At 59.7% G+C, this 20,749-nt stretch carries 22 protein-coding genes; 14 read left to right on the forward strand and 8 right to left on the reverse strand.

The genetic code is table 11. From position 1 onward, the window contains the following. The first annotated feature begins 120 nt into the window (after nt 1-120). Nucleotides 121-684 carry a cysteine dioxygenase family protein gene (locus tag DCS96_RS06270; RefSeq protein ID WP_157953594.1) on the forward strand — a complete coding sequence of 188 codons (564 nt, stop codon included), beginning with the start codon at nt 121-123 and terminating at the stop codon, nt 682-684. A 110-nt stretch (nt 685-794) separates the two neighbouring features. Then, nucleotides 795-1,472 carry a Dph6-related ATP pyrophosphatase gene (locus DCS96_RS06275; RefSeq protein WP_157953595.1) on the forward strand — a complete coding sequence of 226 codons (678 nt, stop codon included), beginning with the start codon at nt 795-797 and terminating at the stop codon, nt 1,470-1,472. Nucleotides 1,473-1,739: 267 nt separating this feature from the next. Here DCS96_RS06275 and DCS96_RS06280 read toward each other — a convergent pair whose 3' ends face one another. Beyond that, on the reverse strand, nt 1,740-2,696 hold the full coding sequence (locus tag DCS96_RS06280) for a LysR substrate-binding domain-containing protein (protein WP_116473456.1): 957 nt from the start codon (nt 2,694-2,696) through the stop codon (nt 1,740-1,742). Between the two features lie 103 nt (nt 2,697-2,799). On the opposite strand from DCS96_RS06280, the gene DCS96_RS06285 reads away from it, so the two are divergent. Next, the gene (locus DCS96_RS06285) at nt 2,800-3,633 is read left to right on the forward strand and encodes a PhzF family phenazine biosynthesis protein (RefSeq protein ID WP_116473457.1); all 834 of its coding nucleotides are present in this window, start codon (nt 2,800-2,802) and stop codon (nt 3,631-3,633) included. Between the two features lie 53 nt (nt 3,634-3,686). Here DCS96_RS06285 and DCS96_RS06290 read toward each other — a convergent pair whose 3' ends face one another. Further along, nucleotides 3,687-4,037 (reverse strand): hypothetical protein, encoded by a 351-nt coding sequence (locus DCS96_RS06290; RefSeq protein ID WP_116473458.1) that lies wholly within the window; start codon nt 4,035-4,037, stop codon nt 3,687-3,689. Between the two features lie 95 nt (nt 4,038-4,132). Between DCS96_RS06290 and DCS96_RS06295 the strand changes: the two genes are divergently transcribed. Further along, nucleotides 4,133-6,088, forward strand: coding sequence for a PhoX family protein (locus DCS96_RS06295; RefSeq protein WP_116473459.1), 1,956 nt, complete (start codon nt 4,133-4,135; stop codon nt 6,086-6,088). 6 nt (nt 6,089-6,094) lie between these two features. On the opposite strand, the gene DCS96_RS06300 is transcribed toward DCS96_RS06295, so the two are convergent. Beyond that, a complete protein-coding gene (locus DCS96_RS06300) occupies nt 6,095-6,583 on the reverse strand; it encodes a prolyl-tRNA synthetase associated domain-containing protein (protein ID WP_116473460.1) in 489 nt (162 codons plus the stop codon). Between the two features lie 404 nt (nt 6,584-6,987). On the opposite strand from DCS96_RS06300, the gene DCS96_RS06305 reads away from it, so the two are divergent. Together DCS96_RS06305 and DCS96_RS18550 are read left to right on the forward strand one after the other, a co-directional pair. Further along, the gene (locus tag DCS96_RS06305) at nt 6,988-8,205 is read left to right on the forward strand and encodes a porin (protein ID WP_157953596.1); all 1,218 of its coding nucleotides are present in this window, start codon (nt 6,988-6,990) and stop codon (nt 8,203-8,205) included. A gap of 11 nt (nt 8,206-8,216) precedes the next feature. Beyond that, nucleotides 8,217-8,384 carry a hypothetical protein gene (locus tag DCS96_RS18550; RefSeq protein WP_157953597.1) on the forward strand — a complete coding sequence of 56 codons (168 nt, stop codon included), beginning with the start codon at nt 8,217-8,219 and terminating at the stop codon, nt 8,382-8,384. Nucleotides 8,385-8,489: 105 nt separating this feature from the next. Here the strand turns inward: DCS96_RS18550 and ovoA are convergent, their stop codons facing one another. Continuing rightward, a complete protein-coding gene (ovoA, locus tag DCS96_RS06310; RefSeq protein ID WP_116473462.1) occupies nt 8,490-10,607 on the reverse strand; it encodes a 5-histidylcysteine sulfoxide synthase in 2,118 nt (705 codons plus the stop codon). A 244-nt stretch (nt 10,608-10,851) separates the two neighbouring features. On the opposite strand from ovoA, the gene DCS96_RS06315 reads away from it, so the two are divergent. The 5 genes from DCS96_RS06315 (at nt 10,852) to DCS96_RS06335 (ending at nt 14,142) form a co-directional block, all read left to right on the forward strand. Continuing rightward, complete coding sequence (locus DCS96_RS06315) at nt 10,852-11,544, forward strand: aspartate/glutamate racemase family protein (RefSeq protein ID WP_116473463.1); 693 nt, start codon at nt 10,852-10,854, stop codon at nt 11,542-11,544. Nucleotides 11,545-11,616: 72 nt separating this feature from the next. Then, the gene (gene ppnP, locus DCS96_RS06320; RefSeq protein ID WP_116473464.1) at nt 11,617-11,931 is read left to right on the forward strand and encodes a pyrimidine/purine nucleoside phosphorylase; all 315 of its coding nucleotides are present in this window, start codon (nt 11,617-11,619) and stop codon (nt 11,929-11,931) included. 111 nt (nt 11,932-12,042) lie between these two features. Then, a complete protein-coding gene (locus tag DCS96_RS06325) occupies nt 12,043-13,125 on the forward strand; it encodes a PQQ-dependent sugar dehydrogenase (RefSeq protein WP_116473465.1) in 1,083 nt (360 codons plus the stop codon). Between the two features lie 82 nt (nt 13,126-13,207). Beyond that, nucleotides 13,208-13,657, forward strand: a complete 450-nt coding sequence (locus DCS96_RS06330) for a YtoQ family protein (protein ID WP_116473466.1) — start codon at nt 13,208-13,210, stop codon at nt 13,655-13,657. Nucleotides 13,658-13,782: 125 nt separating this feature from the next. Then, nucleotides 13,783-14,142: a rhodanese-like domain-containing protein gene (locus DCS96_RS06335; protein ID WP_116473467.1), complete on the forward strand. Its 360-nt coding sequence runs from the start codon at nt 13,783-13,785 to the stop codon at nt 14,140-14,142. A gap of 22 nt (nt 14,143-14,164) precedes the next feature. Here the strand turns inward: DCS96_RS06335 and DCS96_RS06340 are convergent, their stop codons facing one another. After that, nucleotides 14,165-15,898 carry a potassium/proton antiporter gene (locus DCS96_RS06340; protein WP_116473468.1) on the reverse strand — a complete coding sequence of 578 codons (1,734 nt, stop codon included), beginning with the start codon at nt 15,896-15,898 and terminating at the stop codon, nt 14,165-14,167. A 303-nt stretch (nt 15,899-16,201) separates the two neighbouring features. Here DCS96_RS06340 and catB point away from each other — a divergent pair, with 303 nt between their 5' ends. Continuing rightward, nucleotides 16,202-16,846, forward strand: a complete 645-nt coding sequence (gene catB, locus DCS96_RS06350; RefSeq protein WP_116473470.1) for a type B chloramphenicol O-acetyltransferase — start codon at nt 16,202-16,204, stop codon at nt 16,844-16,846. Between the two features lie 176 nt (nt 16,847-17,022). Here catB and DCS96_RS06355 read toward each other — a convergent pair whose 3' ends face one another. Next, the gene (locus tag DCS96_RS06355) at nt 17,023-17,430 is read right to left on the reverse strand and encodes a helix-turn-helix domain-containing protein (protein ID WP_116473471.1); all 408 of its coding nucleotides are present in this window, start codon (nt 17,428-17,430) and stop codon (nt 17,023-17,025) included. Nucleotides 17,431-17,567: 137 nt separating this feature from the next. On the opposite strand from DCS96_RS06355, the gene tmpT reads away from it, so the two are divergent. Further along, entirely contained in the window at nt 17,568-18,230 is a 663-nt protein-coding gene (gene tmpT / locus DCS96_RS06360; RefSeq protein ID WP_116473472.1) for a thiopurine S-methyltransferase, read from the forward strand. Next, the gene (locus DCS96_RS06365) at nt 18,224-19,033 is read left to right on the forward strand and encodes a sulfite exporter TauE/SafE family protein (RefSeq protein ID WP_116473473.1); all 810 of its coding nucleotides are present in this window, start codon (nt 18,224-18,226) and stop codon (nt 19,031-19,033) included. The genes tmpT and DCS96_RS06365 overlap by 7 nt, the downstream gene beginning before the upstream one ends. Nucleotides 19,034-19,121: 88 nt before the next feature. On the opposite strand, the gene cobO is transcribed toward DCS96_RS06365, so the two are convergent. Continuing rightward, nucleotides 19,122-19,745, reverse strand: a complete 624-nt coding sequence (cobO, locus tag DCS96_RS06370; protein ID WP_116473474.1) for a cob(I)yrinic acid a,c-diamide adenosyltransferase — start codon at nt 19,743-19,745, stop codon at nt 19,122-19,124. Between the two features lie 110 nt (nt 19,746-19,855). Beyond that, nucleotides 19,856-20,665 carry a CLCA_X family protein gene (locus DCS96_RS06375; RefSeq protein WP_232818194.1) on the reverse strand — a complete coding sequence of 270 codons (810 nt, stop codon included), beginning with the start codon at nt 20,663-20,665 and terminating at the stop codon, nt 19,856-19,858. Nucleotides 20,666-20,749: the final 84 nt, after the last annotated feature.

Raw genomic sequence — 20,749 nt, forward strand, 5'->3', positions numbered from 1 at the left:
ATGGACTTCAGGACAAGGAGATCGGTTAATCACGCACGCCGATACTGGGATCCCGTGCCTGCCTCTGGCACGATAAGCCAGGATACATCAGAGAAAATTCACAGGATAAAGCAGACCGATATGAACACAGCGCCCTATTCCATCACCCAGTTTGTCGACGATGTGTTACGCATCATGTCCCGCACCGGGAGCGAAGCCGCCCTGCTGGCCGAAGTCGCCCCCCTGGCCCAGCGTGCCGCCGCCGATCCGAGCTGGCGTACGCCGGAGATGTATCTTGCCGACCCCGAACTCGGTTTTGGTTCCACCCTCTTGCATGCCCAGCCGGATCATTCCCTGTTTATCGTGGTCGATAGCTGGTTGCCCGGGCGCGGCGTCCAACCTCACGATCACGGCACCTGGGCGGTGGTGGTGGCGGTGACCGGACCGGAGCGAAATACCTTCTGGGAGCGGGTCGACGACGGCACCCGGCCAGGCCATGCCAGATTACGTCAGCTGCGGGAACAGACGGTATCGGTAGGGGAAGTCGTCACCATGCCCACCGGCGCCATTCACAGTGTAGTCAACGATAGCACCGAAACCACCCTGTCCTTTCACGTCTATGGCCGCCACCTGAACCATACCGGCCGATCCCAGTTCGATACCGAGCACCATAGAGAGATCCCCTTTATCATAGAGACCCGCTAAATAATCGATGTGGATTATGCAACAGCGGCCGGTTCCGGATGCAGACAATCCGACCTCGACCGATTGTTCCGGACATCAAGCAATCGGACATCATGACAAAGGGTAATTCCATGCAAAACGCAGCCATACTCTGGACCGGCGGCAAGGATTCCGCGATGGCCCTCTACGAGGCAGAGCGGGAGGGTTATCACATTCGCTGCCTGGTCACCTTCGCGCCGCCGGAACCCAGGTTTCTGGCCCATCCCCTGGCGCTCATCAGGATGCAGGCCCGGGCATTGGGGCTGCCCCATCATGTGTTGACCATTCGTGCCCCCTTTGAGCAAGGCTACGAAGCCGGCTTGCGCCGGCTGAAAGAGGAAATGGGCATCGACTGCGTGGTGACCGGCGACATAGCGGCGGTAAATGGCAGTCCCAACTGGATACGCGAACGGAGCCGCCCCGTCGGCATGGCAGTGTATACCCCCTTGTGGGGACGCGATCGACACCGCTTGCTGCAACAGCTTGTGGAGCTGGGCTTCAAGGTGCGTTTTTCCTGCGTCGATACCCGCTGGCTTGATGCCGGCTGGGTTGGCCGGGAGTTGAATAAGGCGGCCATTGCCGAGCTGCGCATCCTGGGTGGGCTGGGCGAGCTGGATCTGTGCGGTGAGCAGGGTGAATACCACACCATGGTGGTTGACGGGCCAGGGTTTGCGCAAGGCATCGACATCCTTGCCTATTCAAGGTGCAGCGCCGATCCGCTGGCCTATATGGACATCCACGAGCTGGCATTGAAGGAATCTTCCGGATAACGGCCGCTGTTATACCAATCCCAGTAAAGTTCTGATCATCTTTTGGGTCGGGAGTACAGAGGCAACACAGGCCGGATATACGTATGCAGTTTTATCCTGATTACCACAACAACGACAACCTCACTTGCAGAAAGCGAGGTGTCCATATAGGTATTCACGGTGTGGCGGCGGAGCAGACTCTTTGTCCGATATTTACACAGGGATGAGATAGATCAATTGTTTACTGGGATTGGTATGACCGACGCAACCAGCTGTTTCACCCCCTCTTCACTCCGGCACCGGCCGGCCCAGCTCGACGGCCAGGGTGCTTTTTACCTGGGCCACATAGGTGTCTATTTCTGCCAGCAGCCAGCGCCTGAAGGCCATCACCCTGGGGTTGTCCTGCTCGGCCGAGCGGCTCACCAGGTAATAGCCGTATTCCGTGCTGCGCCAGGGAAACAGGGCCTGCACCCGGCGCTCCTGTAACAACTCAAGGCTTACCGACAACCGGCCGACACACAGGCCCAGGCCCCGCTGGCAGGCGGCAAGCGTCATGCTGCTGTCCGACAGCCGGATCGTCTGCAGCCCCTGCGGACGCAGGCCGGCTTCGCGCAACCAGGGCGACCAGCCGTTCCAGGGTTCACCGGCCGCGATCCCCATGTCTTCCAGCAGGGGCATGCTTTGCATCAGGGCCCGGGGTCGGCTGTCGGCACGTGCACGTACCGCCTGTATCGGAGCCAGTACCGTGACCGCATCGCCCATCAGATATTCGGCCTGCAAGCCCGGGTAACCACCGCTGCCAAAACGCACTCCCAGATCTGCCTGCCCGTTACGCAGGTCAGCCAACCGGCTGTCGCCCACCAGGCTCAACTCCAGCCCGGGAAAGCGGCGCATCAGCCGCTCCAGCCTGGGGGCCAGCCACAGCTGGGCGAAGGAATGCGGGGTGGAAACGACAAGCGGCCCGTCGACCGCGCCCCGGTCGATGCCGGCGGTGGCCCGCTCGATGATTTGAAAGGCGCTGGCGACGCTGTCCCGATAGCGGCGGCCGATCTCGGTGAGTTCTACCCCCCGCGGCTGCCTGACAAACAACGCCACGCCCAGGCTGCCTTCCAGCTCCTTGACCCTGTGGCTGACGGCCGCTGCCGTCACATTCAATTCGCCGGCAGCGGCCGCAAAACTGCCGTGGCGCGCCGCCGCCTCGAAGGCGCGCAGGGTATTGAGTGAGGGCGTTCGCGGTCGGTTCATTGGGCAAAAACAGCTAAGCCTTAGGCCAAATTAATATCCATTGTCATTAATCATGCTAATGCCAGAATAGCCCTATTGTAAACACGCAACAGAGGTAACCTAGATGGACGGCACCCTATATCGCTTATCGGCGTTTAGCACCCACCCTTCCGGCGGCAACCCGGCCGGCGTCTGGCTCGGCGACCGGTTACCGGATAGCGCCAACATGCAGCGCATCGCGGCCGAGGTCGGCTATTCCGAGACGGCCTTTATTGCTCCGCTCACCGGCACCGCCAGAACCATCCGCTACTACAGCCCGGAGGCGGAAGTGAGCTTCTGCGGCCATGCGACCATCGCCGCCGGGGTGGTACTCGGGCGTACCGCCGGTGTGGGCGACTACCGGCTGTCGACCAGGGTCGGAGAAGTACCGGTAACGGTGCATGAACGGGAGGGGACACTGGAAGCCTCGCTGGTGTCCGTGGCCACCCGGCATCAGCCGGCCTCCGCAGCCCTGCTGAACGAGGTACTCACCTGTCTGGGCTGGAGCCCGGACGATCTCGATCCGAACCTGCCCCCGGCCCGGGCCTATGCGGGCGCCTGGCACCTGGTACTGGCGGTGGTCACAGAAGAGCGGCTGAACCGCCTCGAATACGATTTCGACCGGCTCAAGGCGCTGATGCAAAGGGAACAGCTGACCACACTGCAATTGGTTTACCGAGACCGGGATCAGCTGTTCCATGCCCGCAATCCGTTTCCGGTCGGCGGCGTGGTTGAAGATCCCGCCACCGGCGCGGCGGCGGCGGCATTGGGCGGCTACCTGCGCGATGCAGGGCTGGTAACGACCCCGATGAGCCTGCAGATCCGCCAGGGCGAGGTCATGGGACGACCCAGCCTGCTGCGGGTCGACATTCCTGCCGACGGAGGCATAGTGGTGACCGGCGGCGCCGTCGATATGTAAGCAGCCTGCCGAGGGCGTTTTCACCCTCGGCAGGCAAATGAAACCGGCTTCGCCTAGTGTCGGGGATGATACCTGAGCTTCAGGTAGATCAGCCCCGCTCCCATCAGGGTGCCAAGCGGGAAGGACGGCAGCTGGATAACCACCAGCAGCCAGAACGGCCATTGCTGTTTCAGGCCCCCCTCTGCAAGGTAACCATCCCAGGCACGGCGGCACAGCCATAACCAGGCCAGGGCAAGCGCCCCCATCAGCAGCCAGAGGCTGGAGCCCTGCATGGCAGGGACCTGCATGCCCGGCATCTGGCCGCCGTACATCATCCACCCCATGCCCAGCAACATGATGCTGACCAGCACTGCCTGCAGGCCGATGATCAGCCTGGCGATGGTATCGGCGGTTTCTCTGCGCATTGTCTTATTTCTGTCATCTAAAATTTATCAAACTGCCATTAGCAGGTCCTAACATGGCTGCGATACAACCCCATGTAAGCAAAGGATAAGTGAAAATGAGTCAGTTTGAGCAACAGGATGAACTGAATAATCCCCGCCCCCAGATCCCCGAGTTTACTCAGATGGTAGAGCAAGGCCTGAGCCGCCGCCGCTTCCTGGGGGGGGCCGCCGCCCTGGGAGCTGCCGCCTTTTTCAGCCTGTCTCCGGTTTCCCGCGCGCTGGCCGCCGCCGGTAACAGCCCCTTGCTGGGATTCACGGCCGTGCCGACCAGCACCGCCGACAGCTTCATAGTGCCGGAAGGCTACCGGGCAGAGCGTTTGATCTCCTGGGGCGATCCCCTGTTCTCCAACGTGGCCGAATTTATCAACCATGGCGGCAACTCGGCGGCCGATCAGGCCGGCCAGTTCGGTGACAACAACGACGGCATGAGCCTGTTTATGGTGAATGACAACACCGCCATCCTGGCCGTCAACAATGAATATACCAACTACGAGCTGCTGTTCCCTCCACTGGCGCCACCACAGACGACCGGAGACGACCAACAGGACACCGCCACGCCCGTCCGGCAACTGACCGCCGACGATGTCAAGAAGGCCCAGGCAGCGCACGGCGTTTCCATACTCACCCTCAAGCGGCAGGCCGACGGCTGGCGCTTTGTGAAAGACGGCCACTACAATCGCCGTATCGACGCCAATACTCCCATGGCCATCAGCGGCCCGGCCAAGGGCCATGCACTGCTCAAAACCAAGGCTGACCCCAGGGGCGAGCGGGTGCTGGGTACCTTCAACAACTGCGCCAACGGCATGACGCCCTGGGGTACCTACCTGACCTGCGAAGAAAACGTCAATGGCTATTTCGGCGCCGACCAAAAGGTCGAGATCTCGTCTGCCCTGGCCCGTTACGGCGTGGGCGCGAGCGACGCCGGCTATCAGTGGTACAGGTTTGACGAGCGCTTTGATCTGAGCAAAGAGCCCAACGAGGCGAACCGCTTCGGCTGGGTGGTGGAAATCGATCCTCACGATCCTGAGTCCCTTCCCGTCAAACGTACTGCCCTCGGCCGCTTCAAGCATGAAAATGCCGAACTGGTGGTAAACCAGGACGGCCATGTGGTGGTCTATCTGGGCGACGACGAGCGCGGTGAGCATCTGTACCGCTTTGTCAGCGAAGGCAAATACAACCCGGATGACATGACCGCCAACCGAAAGCTGCTGGATAACGGCACCCTCTATGTGGCCAAATTCCATGAGGGTGCCGAAGACGAACCCAAGGGCAAGGGCGAATGGCTGGAGCTGACCCACGGCAAGAACGGCCTCACCGCCGAAAACGGCTTCAACAGCCAGGCCGAAATACTGATCCATGCCCGGCTGGCGGCCACCCAGGTGGGCGCCACCACCATGGACAGACCCGAGTGGGTAGCGGCTCACCCGACCGAGCCCATGGTGTTCTGTACCCTCACCAACAACAAGAACCGGGGCGTCAACGACCAGCAACCGGTGGGCGGCCCCAATCCCCGCCCCGAAAACCACTACGGCCAGATCCTGCGCTGGGTACCGGCCGCAGGCAGCCATACGGCCCGTGAGTTCGACTGGGATCTGTTTGTGCTGGCCGGCAACCCGAACGTGCATAACGGCACCCCCTATGCGGGCTCGGACAACATCAATACCGACAACATGTTCAACAGCCCGGACGGCATATGTTTCGACCAGGGCGGGCGCCTGTGGATCCAAACCGACGGCAACTATTCCAACCAAGGCGACTTCGCCGGCCAGGGCAACAACCAGATGCTCTGCGCCGATCCCAAGACCGGTGAAATCCGCCGCTTCCTGACCGGTCCGGTTGCCTGTGAAATCACCGGCATGGCCTTTACCCCGGATCACAAGACCCTGTTCGTCGGTGTCCAGCACCCGGGCGAAGAGCTGGCGCCGTCCCACTTCCCTCTTGGCGGAGACAGCACCCCCCGCTCCAGCGTAATGATGATCACCCGCACCGACGGTGGCGTGATCGGTGCCTGATAGCAGCTAACCCAGCTCCGGCACCGCCAGCCAACGGGGCCGATGACCGGTCTGCTCGGCAAAGCGCAGCAGATCGATCCGGCTCAGCAGTAGGGTGGCGGTGTTACGCAGGGGATGGCAATGAAAGTCATCCCCTGCGCTTAGCTCTTCATCCAGCCACAGGTCCACCTCCCCGCGCACATCATTGATCAACGCCAACACCGACACATGGCCGGGCTCGACGCCCAGGTAGCGGCCCAGCCGTTCACTGGAGGCAAACCCCAGCCGGGAAATCCCCTCCTGAATCGACAATGCCTTTAAATCCACCTGCTTGCCGGGCCGGGTCAGCAACAGGAAATGCCGCCGGCCATAGTTGTCCCGCAGAAACAGGTTCTTGATACGGGTCCCCGGCCTGTCGACCAGCAACCGATCCGCGTCTTCACAGGTGAACAGGGGCGGGTGTTCGATAACCGGCGGACAGATCTGCCACAGCGCCAGCTGGGCTATAATATCCATGTGTGTCTTCCTCCTTACCTAGTCATTCGCTCCATCTTAGCCAAAGCCGACAGTAGTTGTAATGCCCGGATAACACGACATCGCCCTGCCAAACTGCCCTCCCCCGCCAGCGAAAAAACGGGTTTTGGCGACATCTTGATTTTTTTAATATTTTTTTGAACTTTTCTAAAAAGCAGCAATACACAGTGGTCATCCGACCTGTGCTTGACTATGGTTAACGTGAAGACGCTGTACAAAAAATAACCAATTCAACGGATGAACAACAGGACAAGAGGAGCAAACACCAAGTCACATCTCTGAAATCAGCTGCCCTGTACAACGCCTTGGACAACACCAGCCACCATCGATTTTCGGTGGCGGGTGTCTGGTATTTCAGATTGCAGTGGAGAAAGAGGAGAACAATCATGGCACATAAAAAAACACTATTGGCAACGGCTGTTGTCTGTGCAATGGCAAGCACTCCCTCTTTAGCCCAGACCGACGCCCAGGAATTACAGATGCTGAAAAGCCAGCTAGGTACCCTGCTCGAACGAGTCGAACAGCTTGAGGCCAAGACACAGGATGCAGAGGCGCGGGCCGAAGCGGCAGAAGCAAGGGCCGACGCCATGGCACCCGCCGCCGTCGGTTCCGGTAACGACAAGATTCGGGTTTCCGTGTCCGGCCATGTCAACCGGGCACTGCTGGTCGTCGATGATGGTGAAGAAACCGATCTGTACCACGTCGATAACGACAGTTCATCCACCCGCTTGAGGGTAATTGGTGAAGGCGATGTTAGCCCCGACCTCACCGTGGGTACCGCCATCGAGGTGCAGCTTGAGTCCAATTCGTCCTTCGCAGTCAGCCAGGATAACGAATCCGCTGATGGCGACAGCATTTCCGATCGTCGTCTCGAGGTGTATTTCGACCACGACAGAGCCGGTAAGCTGTGGATGGGTAAAGGCTGGACCGCCAGTGAAGACAGCTCCGAAATGGATCTGTCCGGCACCGCCCTGGCCGGCTATTCATCCACCGCCGATATTGCCGGCGGCATGAAGTTCCGGGATGGCGCCGGCAACCTGACCGGCAACACGGTGGGCGATACCTTTATCAACCTGGATGGCCTGGGACGGCAAAACCGCCTGCGCTATGACACCCCGTCAGTGGGTGGTGCCAAGCTCGCGGCCAGTGCGGTAGAAGATGGTGCCTGGGATACGGCCCTGAGCTATTCCGCCGACTACGGCATGGGTAGCATGGCCGCCGCCGTGGCCTATTCGGACCAGAAAGACAACAGCGGCCAGGTTAACGGCTCGGCTTCCTTCCTGCACAACAGCGGGGTCAGCGTGACCCTGGCGGCCGGGGAGCGGGACAACGTCGAGGATCCCAACTTCGTATACGGCAAGCTGGGGTACCAGAACCAGTGGTTGAGCACAGGTACCACAGCCCTGTCCGCCGACTACCATGTCACCAACCATGCGGTAGAGAGAGGTGACAAAGGTAAATCCATCGGTGTGCAGATGGTTCAGAATATCGACAACTGGGCGACCGAAGTCTATGTGGGTTACCGCAACTATGATCTCGAACGGGCGGGCGCATCGCTGGATGAAGTCGATGCGGTGATCGCCGGTGCCCGGGTCAAGTTTTAGCAGGAGCATGCATGAGAACGAAAACCGTCCTGGCCCTGTCGCTGATGCTGTTGCTCGTTGCCTGTAACGGGACGCCCGCGCAATACCACAGTGACCGGGAAATCCCCGATGGACCCGGCCTGTTAAGCGGTCCAGACGGGGCCTTCGGCCATGATCCGGACGGCCTCAAAGGGAGATAAGGTACTCCGAAACGGCCTGTCCGTAGTATTGATAACAAATGCGGTGGGCGCCGTTGTTGCAGCGTAAATACACAACAACGGCAACCACCCTTTATCGCTTTTCCCCTATCGTTTCAGCTTCCAGATGGTCATCTCGGCTATCGTATGCTGAAACTTGCGCCGGGTCTCGCGGATAACAAAAGGAATATCGAGCACACCCACCAGCTCGAACCGGCGGCCCAGGGTATGTTTCAGGCCATCCAGGGTGGTGACGTTCTCGCCGTTGATCTTGATGCCGCCCAGCCATTTCTCTTTCGGCGTGTACTGCGCCAGCCAGGTATAGGGCGAGGTCAATACCAGGTAACCGTCGTCGTTGAGCCGCTCGTGCACCTGACCCAGAAACAGTGCCGGATCATAGAGGCGGTCAATCAGGTTGCCGCAGAAGATGAGATCGTAGCCGGTAAAGCCGGGCTTGAGGTTGCAGGCGTCTCCCTGCACAAAGTTGACCCTGTGTTCCAACCCGTCGTAGCCCAGATCCGCCAGGCTGGTCTCCCTGAACTCCACCAGCTCTCCTTCGATGGGAATGGTGTATCGGGTCTGGCCGCTTTCCTTGAGCTGGAAGCCGTGCTGGATAAAACGAGCGGAAAAATCGATGCCGTCCACCTGTTCGAAGGTGCACGCCAGCTCGAAACTGGCACGACCGACCGAGCAGCCCAGATCCAGTGCCCTGATTCGGTTAACATCGGGTAGCAGTTCCAGCAGCGTCCTGATACAGGCCACCGGAAAGTTGGCCACCCCGAAATACTGGGCACCGTAATGGAACTCCAGATACTGGGCGACCAGTTCATCGGTTTCATAGCTGTTGACGGGCTCCACCGGAACCTCGCCCGCATCGGATTCAACATAGCGGAACCCTGCATGCTGGAAGAAATGCCGTCTGAATGCATAGCGGGAATAGCGGGTGGCTTCGTTGCCGGTGGAAATCCAGGAGCCCCCCTTGAACACATTATGGCGGCCATCAAAGGTCGGGGTAGAAAAATCATCATACAAAGGATGCACCTTGAAGCCGGGAAAGCCGTCTATCGGGGTCTCGGTCCACTGCCATACATTGCCCAGCAGATCGTAGATGCCGGCCACCTCAAAGCGGTTGACCGGGCAGGGAGAGGCATAATGCTCCAGGTTCACATTACCCAGGGCCCGAGGCCAGTCGGGCTGATCCTGATCCAGGCGCTGCCTCAGCAGGGTCCATTCGGCCTCGGTCGGCAGCCGCACAAAGGTGCCGGTCTGCTGTGCCTTCCAGTTGCAGAATGCCTTGGCCTCCAGGTAATTGACTTCCACCGGCCAGTCATGGGGCAAAGGCACCTGCTGCAACAGGTTACGTTGATAATACTCCCCCTTGCTCCGGCACCAGAAACGGGGCATGGTCGCCTTGCTGTACGCCAGCCAGCGGGCCCCCTCTTCGCTCCAAAGTTCCGGCCGGCGGTAGCCGCCCGCCTCCACAAAGGGCAAAAACTCCCCGTTTGACACCAGATAGCGGGCTACCCTGAACGGCTGTATCTCAACCGTTTTTCGGCCATATTCATTATCCCAGCCGTAGGTATTGGCGGCGGCCGGCTTGCCCAGGGTGAGGGTGTCTCCGGCGACCGCCAGTAAAGTATTCTGCGGGGCGGGGCCGGCATCGGGACAGGGGCTCCACAGGGGGTGCTGCCGCAGACAGGCCAGCGGCAGCATGCGCAAGATCACGGAGGAGGTTTCCAGGTGAATTCGCTCGTGTTCTATGCCCATCAGCACCACCCAGGCCGGTGAGTCCTGGGTGATGGGCAGGCTCAGGGGCATCCGGCTTATCACCTCATCAACCCGTTGCCGTACCTGCTGACGGTAGCTACGGGTCTCGGCCACGGTCGGCCAGTCGTAGTGGGCGCTGTCGAGATCGTCCCAGGACATTTCATCCACGCCGATGGCAAACATGGACTCCAGCCGCTCGTCCAGCCGCTCGGTGACATACCTACCCAGCATCAGCTTGTTGATAAAAAATACCGCGGTATGACCAAAGTAGAAGATCAGCGGGTGACGCAGCGGTTCGGCCCGGATATAAAATGCCTCGTCATCGGCGAGACAATCGAACAGGGCCTCGTAAAGATCGCAAGTCTGATGGAAATAACGACGCAGCTCTTCGCGCTTGGCGTCGACCGAGGTGCCGGTCAACAGGGGAGTCCTGGTCACTATCCGGGCAAGCTGTTCCATATGCACATCCCTGATATCTGTTGATATAAAAATAAACTAGCGTGCCGAGGTGCCGATTTGAAGAGAAAATTGCCGTCACCGCCGGTAGGGTAACAGACCCGGACAGCCGCCATATTCCATTTCAGTCCGTAGCCACATCCATGAACGCCATCAATATATCTGACATATCGACTTGTTTTTTCCGGTATTGCCCCAAGGCTTAGTTCTGATATTAGCTTCACACGGCGACGACAAGGGGACAACTATGAAAACCATAGGTTTACTCGGTGGCATGAGCTGGGAAAGCACCGGCCATTATTACAGGCTGCTCAACGAAGGTATCAAGGCGGCCAGAGGCGGACTGCACTCCGCCCCCATCGCCATGGTCAGTGTCGACTTTGATCCCCTGGCCAGATGGATGCAGGAGGACGACTGGGACGCCGTCAGCCGCCACCTGTGCCAATCGGCAAAACAAGTGGAAGCGGCCGGCGCAGACTTCCTGATGCTGGGTTCCAATACCATGCACAAGGTGGCCGACAATATCGCCGCCGCCATCGATATTCCCCTGCTGCATCTGATTGACGCCACCGCCGAGGCGATCAAGGCTCAGGGCCTGAGCTCGGTGGGCCTGCTCGGCACCCGCACCACCATGGACGACCCTTTCTATACCGACCGGTTGACGACCCATGGCCTGACCGTACATGTACCCATGTCAACGGCCCAGGACAGGCTCAACCGTATTATCTTCGAAGAACTGTGTCTGGGACGCTTCACCGATCCGTCACGCCGGGAACTGCTCTACATCATGGCGGAGCTAGAACAGGCCGGAGCCGAGTGCATAGTGGAAGGTTGCACCGAAATCGGCATGCTGGTGGAGCCCAGTCATACCGGCCAACCCCTGTTCGACACCACCCGTATTCATGCCCAGGCGGCGGTGCGGCTGGCACTGGACGATTAAAAAATCGGTTTCAGCCGGCGGGCTTTATGCTATAAACGGGGCCCATTTTTCGCATCAATACAGGAAGTATCCATGTCCCAGTTTGAAAACGTCACCGTCATCAAGCAAGCCAACGTCTACGATGGCGGCAAGGTCACCAGCCGAGTAGTCAAGTTCGCCGATGGCAGCCGCAAGACCCTGGGCATCATGTTGCCCGGTGAATACACCTTCGATACCCAGGCCGCCGAGCTGATGGAAATTCTGGCCGGCGAACTGGACGTTCAGCTGCCCGGCAGCGAAGACTGGCAGGCCATCAAGGGCGGCGAGTCCTTCAATGTGCCCGCCAACGCCATCTTCAAGCTGAAGGTGCACAGCCTGGTCGACTACTGCTGTTCCTATTTCGAGTAATACCCCCTACGCCATGGCCGGTCCCGGCCATGGCGCCTTCTTCGACCTTCGACTGGCGTCGCCGGGCCTGTGCATTTAGCCTTAAGTCAGATACCGCACACGGAGCCGCCGATGAGGTCTGTCCTTGCCCTGTTACTGCTGTTCAGCCTGCATGCCCTCGCCCTGGACTACCGGGTGGAAGTGGTCGCCGACCGCTTGTCCCATCCCTGGGGATGGGCCGAGCTGCCCAATGGTGACATGTTGGTCAGCGAACGGGGCGGCCGGCTGTGGCGAATCAGTCCCGACTGGGCACGTACCGAGATTAGCGGCCTGCCCAGCATCGCCGTCGGTGGCCAGGGTGGCCTGCTGGATCTGGCCCTGCACCCGGACTTTGCCAATCATCCCTGGCTCTATTTCAGTTATAGCCAGCCGGGCCCGGGCGGTGCCGGCACCGCCGTGGCCCGAGCCCGGCTGGTTGAAAACCACCTGACCAGCCGAAAACAGGTGTTCGCCCAGCAACCCAAACTCAGTGGTCGAGGCCATTTTGGCTCGCGGCTGGTCTTCGACAAGGACGGCTTCCTGTTTATCACCACCGGCGAGCGCTACCATGCCCGCAACCGGGCCCAGCAGCTGGATAACCACCTGGGCAAGATAGTCCGCCTGCACGATGACGGCCGGGTCCCGGAGGATAATCCGTTCGTCAATCAGGAGGGTGCGCTGCCGGAAATCTGGAGCTACGGTCATCGGAACATACAGGGCGCGGCCATTCACCCTCAAAGCGGAGCCCTGTGGATCAATGAGCATGGTCCCAGGGGCGGTGATGAGGTCAACCTCATCAAGAAAGGCGCCAACTACGGCTGGCCGCTGGTGACCTTTGGCGAAGAATACAGCGGCGGCAAGATCGGCCTGGGTAGCAGCATGGTCGGCATGGAGGACGCCCTGTGGGTATGGGTGCCCTCGATTGCCCCCTCAGGCATGCTGTTTTATACCGGGAAGCTGTTCCCCCAATGGCAAGGCCAGCTGTTTATCGGTGCGCTCAAAAGCCGCAAGCTGGTGCGCCTGACCCTGGACGGCGACACCATTGTCCAGGAAAACCATCTGCTGACCGAGCTCGGCGCCCGGATCCGCACCGTCGGTCAGGGTCGTGATGGTGCCATCTATGTATTGACCGATGAGGAAAATGGCCAGCTACTGAGGCTGGTTCCGGCGCAATAGGCTGATTTTTTTGAAAGATTGAGTTATCCTGTTAAAACTGTTTAAATTGATCGAATAAATTGTAAACAATAAAGAGGGTTTCATGTCTCAAAAAATATGGCAAATCTATCTGTCCGGCGAGATCCACAGCGACTGGCGCGAGCGCATCATCACCGGTGCCCGAGAGCGTAACCTGCCGGTCAGCTTCAGCTCGGCGGTCACCGATCACGATGCCAGCGACATGGTCGGGGTGAATATCCTGGGCCAGGAAGAAGATCCCTTCTGGCGCGATCGCAAGGCGTCCGGCATCAACAGCATCCGCACCTCGACCGGCATCAAGCAGGCCGATCTGGTGGTGGTGCGTTTCGGACCCAAGTACAAACAATGGAATGCCGCCTTCGATGCCGGTTTTGCGGTGGCATCAGACAAGCCCATCATCACCTTGCATGACGCCGAGCACGATCACGCCCTGAAGGAAGTGGACGAAGCCGCCAAGGCCACCTGCCGTCACCCTGAGCAGGTGGTAGAGATCCTGTCCTACCTGGTTTCCTGATGCCCACGGGAGCCGGATTCCGGCTCCCGACTGCGGCAAACCCTGTCTCCCCTCCCCCGATTCCGGATCGAATTTTCGCCGGTGTCTGGGTTACACTCGGGTTACCGTCAACCGGAGGAAGTAACATGTATTCGTGGATATCCGCACTTTTGCTCTTGACCCTGAGCTCGCTGGCATGGGCCGGCGACGAGATCTGGATCGATGTGCGCAGTACAGAGGAATATCAGCAGGAGCACCTGGTTGGGGCCATCCATATTCCTCATACCCAGATAGCCAAAGGTGTCAGCAAACGATTCCCGGACCGGGATACGCCGCTCAACCTGTATTGCCGCAGCGGCCGTCGCTCGCAGCTGGCCACCGAGGCACTGCAGGCCCTGGGTTATACCCAAGTTGTGAACCGGGGCGGGCTCGACCAGCTGAAACAGGGGGGTATGCCCACGGAGGGCAACCAGGTGAATCCGGAGGCGCTTACCGCCCAACCCTGAAGCCACCCCGGTACTTTCGCGGTCAGTCTCCCGGTTTGTCGGTTTCCTGCTCCCGCAGGCCGACCTTCAGTATTTGATCGCCGTCCACATCAGCCACCGTCCATACCATACCGTAACGGGCAAAGTGATCCCCGACTACTGGATGACCGCTGTTATGGCGCTGCATGAAGGCTTCCAGGGTCAGCCCCGCCTCACTGTCATCCACATCCACGCCGTACATCAGCGCCACATCCTGCATACCGGCCTTGGCATCCAGGATAAAGTCGCCAAAGAAGGCGCGGGCCTTGCTGCGTGCCGCATCCAGATCGCCGCCGAACATGTTGTTAAGGGTCTTGAGGTGATTGCTGCGTCCAATAACACAGAGGGTATCGTTGAGCGCCAACCGGGTGCTGCCCGATGCCGGCAGCAGGTACTCCCCCCTGAATACCGCCGCCACCCGGCAATGGGGCGGAAAGGTCAGCTGGCGTACTACTACGCCATCGATGGATTCGCTCTCGACCCGGTAGAGGAACATTTCGAAATCATCCTCGGGGAAGATCCCCAGCATGGAGCGCCGTTTGGGGGCCGGTTCGGGCGGCACTTCCAGATCCAGCAGCCGGGCTACCCGCGGCAGGCTGGAGCCCTGCACCAGCAGGGAGATCAGCACCACGAAGAAGGCCACGTTAAACAGCATGCCGCCTTCGGGGATCCCCGCCATCAGCGGAAATATCGCCAGCACGATGGGCACGGCCCCCCTGAGCCCCACCCAGGAAATAAAGCCCAGCTCGCGCCCGTTGAACCGGAAAAACGGCAGCAGCGAGGTAAGCACCGCCAGCGGCCGGGCGATACAAATCAGCGCCAGGGCAATCAGGGTGGCGGGAATGGCCATGGCCCACATCTCCGTCGGGGAAATCAGCAGGCCCAGCACCAGGAACAGGCCGATCTGGCTCAACCAGGCCATGCCGTCGAACATCGGCAGGATCGACTCCATGTGCCGCAAGCGGGCATTACCCAGCACCAGCCCCGCCAGATAGATGGCCAGGAAACCGCTGCCCGACAGGCTGGCGGTCAGGGCAAACAATGCCAGGCCAAAGCCGGTGACCAGAATGGGATACAGGCCTGCAGCAAGTTCCACCCGCTTGATCAGGTGTATCAGCAACCAGCCGCCGAGCAGGCCGGCCACCGAACCAATGCCGAACTGCATCAGCAAGAAGATCAACGCATCGGTCAGCCCTTCCACCTCGCCGGTGATCATGCCAATCAGGGTCAGGGTCAGGAAGATGGCCATGGGATCGTTGGTACCCGACTCTATCTCCAGGGAAGCGGCGACCCGCTGGTTAAGGTGCACGCCCTTGCCGCTAAGCATGGAAAACACCGCCGCCGCATCGGTCGAGCCGACAATGGCTCCGAGCAACAGGCCGTGCAGCCAGCTCAGATCCAGTATCCAGACCGCCAGCAGCCCGGTTATCCCACTGGTGATCAGCACCCCCAGGGTGGCCAGGCTGAGGGCCGGTTTGAGGCCCACCCGGAAGGTTTCCATGCGGGTGCGCATGCCGCCATCGAGCAGGATGATCGCCAGCGCCAGGTTACCAATGCCGTAGGCCAGGGAATAACTCTCAAATTCAATGCCACCCGGACCACTTTCTCCCGCCAACATGCCGATAAAGAGGAAGATCAATAAGATAGGAATACCAGAGCGGGCAGACAACAGGGTGGCCAGCACACTCAAACACAGTAAAACCCCGGAGAGCAAAAACAGATGTTCAATATTGGTCAAGGGAAGTTCCGGCAGGTTTCGAGCTTTTAAGTAGAGAAGTTATACCATAATTCATCCCTCAATAAGATATTGAATTTTTATTTAAAAAATAGCAATTTATAATCAAAAAAGCGCCAGCAATACCCCCATCCCTTATTCACCATTGCGCGGCTAGAGCGGCCTGTTGCGATTGCTTTTGCGTAGCAGATGCTCAGAATGCTCTCAAATGAAATAAAGCCGTCATCCACTTGTCCGAGTATGACGGCGGCCGGGATGCACGACCAATGCACACCGCCTTGAATAACCAATAAGGGAAAGAGCACCATGAGCAATTATTTCAGCAGCCCCTTCAGAGGCGTTCCCCTCGCTGAGCAGGTTACCAACCCCAATATCCGGGTCGGCCGCTACAGCTATTACTCCGGCTATTACCACGGCCATTCGTTTGATGATTGCGCCCGCTACCTGATGCCCGACCGGGATGACGTGGACAAGCTGGTCATCGGCAGCTTCTGTTCCATCGGCACCGGCGTCAGCTTTATAATGGCCGGCAACCAGGGCCATCGCCACGATTGGATCAGCAGCTTCCCGTTCTTTTATATGCATGAAGAGCCGGCCTTCGCCGACGCGGCCGATGGCTACCGCCCGGCGGGAGACACCATAGTGGGCAACGATGTGTGGATAGGTGCCGAGGCGATGATCATGCCCGGCGTCAATATCGGTGATGGCGCCGTGATCGGCAGCCGGGCACTGGTCACCGGGGACGTGCCTCCCTACACCCTGGTCGGCGGCAACCCGGCAAAGCCCATCCGCAAGCGCTTTCCCGACCAGGATATCGCCAGGCTGCTGGAAATGGCCTGGTGGGACTGGCCGCTGGAACAGCTCAAGGCCGCCATGCCGCTGCTGTGCTCGGGTCGAATTGACGCACTGTACCACCAGTGGCAGGCCGGTCATGCCGAACACCAGTCTTGAGTCCTGGCGCAGCACGCCTCGGCCGGGGGCGGCAAGCGGCGCGCACATCCCAGTTGCAGTGCGCCGTGCTCCATCTTGCTCCCGGATTAAAACCTCTCGACAGCCGGCACGGACGCTGCTGATTAAGGGTATCCCGCAATCATCCCCCCTAATCCATCCCCTCTCCCAAGCCGACGCTATTTCAGCTTGTTCGGCCGCCTCACCCGCTTTTTGCCGGCGATGCGCAGGATACGTAGAAACTTCGGACATTCAAAATGACTGGGCGCCTTGCAGGCGGCAGCGTGACGCAAACCATCGCGCATGGCGGTCAGCTCGTTGATTTTTCTGTCCAGCTCGTCCGCCTTGGCCAGCAGCAGATCCCTGTCAATATCGGGCCGCCGGCCGGTGAACAAGTCCGCCATCTCGTCCAGCGAAAATCCCACTCGGCTGCCCAGGGTAATTAACGCCAGTCGCTCTATCACCTGCTCACCGAACTGGCGGCGCAAGCCGTTCCTGCCAACGGAGTGGATCAGCCCCTTTTCCTCATAATAACGGAGCGTCGAGGCCGGCAGCCCCGAGGCCCTGGCAACCTCTGCAATATCCATCCTGTTTCCCCGATCTGCGGACACTTGACTTAAAGTCGACTTTAATTTGTATGCTAGCCCAGGAGATGAAGAGGAACAACAGCTTGATCGTCGGAGCCGTGAACAAGGTTAACGATGACGAATAGAGGGAATGGGATATGGATTCAAGTTTCTGGCACGAGAAATGGCAGACGGGCGACATTGGTTTTCATCAAAGGGAAGCCAATCCACTGCTGGTTGCCCATCTTGGCCGGTTGCATCTGCAGCAGGGCAGCCGGGTGTTTCTGCCCCTGTGCGGCAAGAGCCGGGATCTGGCCTGGCTGCTGAAATCGGGGTTTCGGGTGGTGGGCGCAGAACTGAGTGAAACGGCCATCATCCAGCTGTTTGCCGAGCTGGGCCTGTCGCCGCAGATCACGAAATTGGGCCTCCTGCGCCACTACAGCGCCGACAATATCGACATCCTGGTGGGGGATATTTTTGATGTGACCGAGGAATACCTTAGCCCGGTCGATGCCGTCTATGACAGGGCGGCGCTGGTCGCCCTCCCCGCCGGCATGCGCAGGCGTTATGCTAGGCACCTGATGAACATCACCCTGGCCGCCCCGCAATTACTGATCACCTATGAATACGTGCAGAGCGAGTTTGCCGGTCCGCCATTTTCGGTCGACGCGGAGGAAGTCAAAGCCCATTACGGCACTGTCTATCGGGTCATGCCGGTTGCCAGAGAAACCGTCGACGGCGGACTCAAGGGCCAGGTCCATGCCCACCAGGCTGGCTGGCTGCTCATCACAACAGGCACCGCTGAGGTATCCCCATGCTGAGCATCGAATGGCTGTTGCTATATGCCTTGCTGGGTACCCTGGTCGGCTTTATGGCAGGTTTGCTGGGTGTGGGTGGTGGCGGGATTCTGGTGCCCCTGCTGGCAGCTATTTTTGCACACCAGGGGTTTGAGGCTGAGCATGTTATTCACATGTCACTGGGAACCGCATTAACCTGCATGATCCTGACCTCGGCGGCCAGCGTCAGGGCCCATGCGTCCCGCAAGGCAGTAGAGTGGCACCTTGTTGCTCGTATGGCGCTGGGGATCATGGTGGGTGCCTTCCTGGCCTCACAACTCGCCGCCCATCTCGCTCCCGTCTACATCGCCCTGTTTTTCGCCCTGTTCATGGCCCTGGTCGCGATACAGATGTTCATTAACTGGCAGCCCTCCGCCCCCCGGTCACGGCTCACCGCCACGGGGCTGGTGGGCGCAGGGATCGGCATTGGCTCTGTATCGGCACTGGCTGCGGTAGGTGGCGGTTTTCTTGCCATCACCTATCTGAACTACAAAAACATCACCATGAAAAAGGCGATGGGTACCTCGGCGGCAATTGGACTGCCCATTGCCATTGCCGGGGCGGCGGGTTACATGCTCAGCGGCTGGGCAGACACCTCAGGTGTTCCCTACACCCTGGGCTACGTGTATGTGCCCGCTTTCCTGGTGTTATCGGTGGCGAGTATGCTGGCAGCCCCTTATGGTGTTCGTTGCTCTCACCGCCTGCCGGAGTCCAGCCTGAGAAAAGTGTTTGCACTGCTTTCCCTGCTACTGAGCCTGCATATGTTATTGTCGGCCGTTCAGCCCTGAGCCGTGGTGGACGGGCTGCCTGCCAGCACAAGGCGTGTATGGCGTTGCGGCTCAATCACGCTTTGTTGCCGCACCAGCGGTACAGCCCTCAGTAATCAAATCCCGGCTGGGCCTTTACCCCGGCCTCGAAGGCGTGCTTGACTGACTGCACCTCGCTCACTGTGTCGGCCAGTTCGATGATGGCTCTGTGGCAGCCACGACCGGTGATAATCACGTGCTGGTGTTTGGGTCGGTTTTTCAGCGCGGTCAGCACCCGTTCCACGTCCAGGTAATGGTAGGCCACCATATAGGTGAGCTCATCCAGCAGTACCAGGTCGATGCTCGGGTCGGCCAGCATCTGCTCGGCCGGCAGCCAGGTCTGTTCGCAGGCGGCGATGTCCTGTTCCCGGTTCTGGGTTTCCCAGGTAAAGCCGGTGTTCATCACCACGAAAGGCACACCCACTTGCTGCAGCAGGTTGCGTTCGCCACATTCCCAGCCGCCCTTGATGAACTGCACCACCGCCGCCTTTTTACCATGGCCCACGGCCCGCGCCACAGTGCCAAAGCCGGCGGTGCTCTTGCCCTTGCCGTTGCCGGTAATCACCATCAGCACACCTCGCTCGTCGCGGGCCTCGGCAATCTTGGCGTCGACCGCCGCTTTCAGTTTTTGCTGTCGCTGCTGGTGACGCTCGGCCCTGATCTGTTCCCGATTGTTGTCGTTGCTCTGGCTCATGCGTGTTTCCTTGTTTGCATACTGTCGATTGCGTGCCACCTTGATGTCATGTCAGGCCGGCGTCGTAGTCTTGTACCTGCAGCCTGTTATTCCGGTCGCTTCGGGCCAGGCTAACCCTGCCGCTGCAGTGCCCCGCCCAGCCGATGGAAATAACGGCCGAAGGCGGCATTGATCCGCTCCCGCTGCTCCCCCTGTGGATACAGGCCCAGCTCCGCCTCGCCCGACGCCCGGGTGCCCCTGACCAGGAAGCGGTTCTTGATGGCCGCATCCTGCACAAAGGCTTCGAAGGCACGGGCGCACACTTCTTCCGGTTGACTGTAATACAGGGTTCCCAGGCGCCGATCGGCCCGGGCAGAGACATGGAACAGTTCGCTCGGCTGCTCACCCCTGCTATCCAGCAGGATTGCCTGAAAGCACTGGAACAGCAGGTCGTTGAGCGGATGAGGCACAGCCCTGGCCTCATCCAGCCAGGCCCTGGAAGCGAATATCCCCTTGCCGACCCCGCTGAAGGCCTTGTCGGCCAGGTAGTGGTCGAAAGCATGAAACCATTCGTGGGCGATGCTGCCGGGCCCGGCATTCTTGGCCAGGGAAAAACAGCGGCTGGCCGGATTGTAGTGGGCCGATACCCCCGGCCGGCCACCGATGCCGTATTGCAGGGAAAGGCTGCCGCGCAGGGAAATCAGCAGTTCGGGTCCCTGCAGGATCAGCATCAAGTCGCACAGGGCGTTATAGAACAGTCCCGCCGCCTGCTCCCGCTCGGGCCGGGTCACCCAGCGCCCGATTTCGATGCTGCGAAAGTCAAAGCGTCGTCTAATCGCCACAAAATCGGTTTCCTGCCCGGCACCGTGCTCCGGCCCGTTGCGATAAAAACGATCGGCGGTTTTTGCTGTCATCGGTGGCCGGCTCGGCTCCACTCGCATCCTCATTTCCTTTACATGGAAGGGGGCAGCATATCGCAAACTCGCCGGTGTTACAGCTGCCGTCAAGGATGCGGTTAAGCACGC

It is taken from the genome of Zobellella maritima, from assembly GCF_003075035.1.
Lineage (GTDB): Bacteria > Pseudomonadota > Gammaproteobacteria > Enterobacterales > Aeromonadaceae > Oceanimonas > Oceanimonas maritima.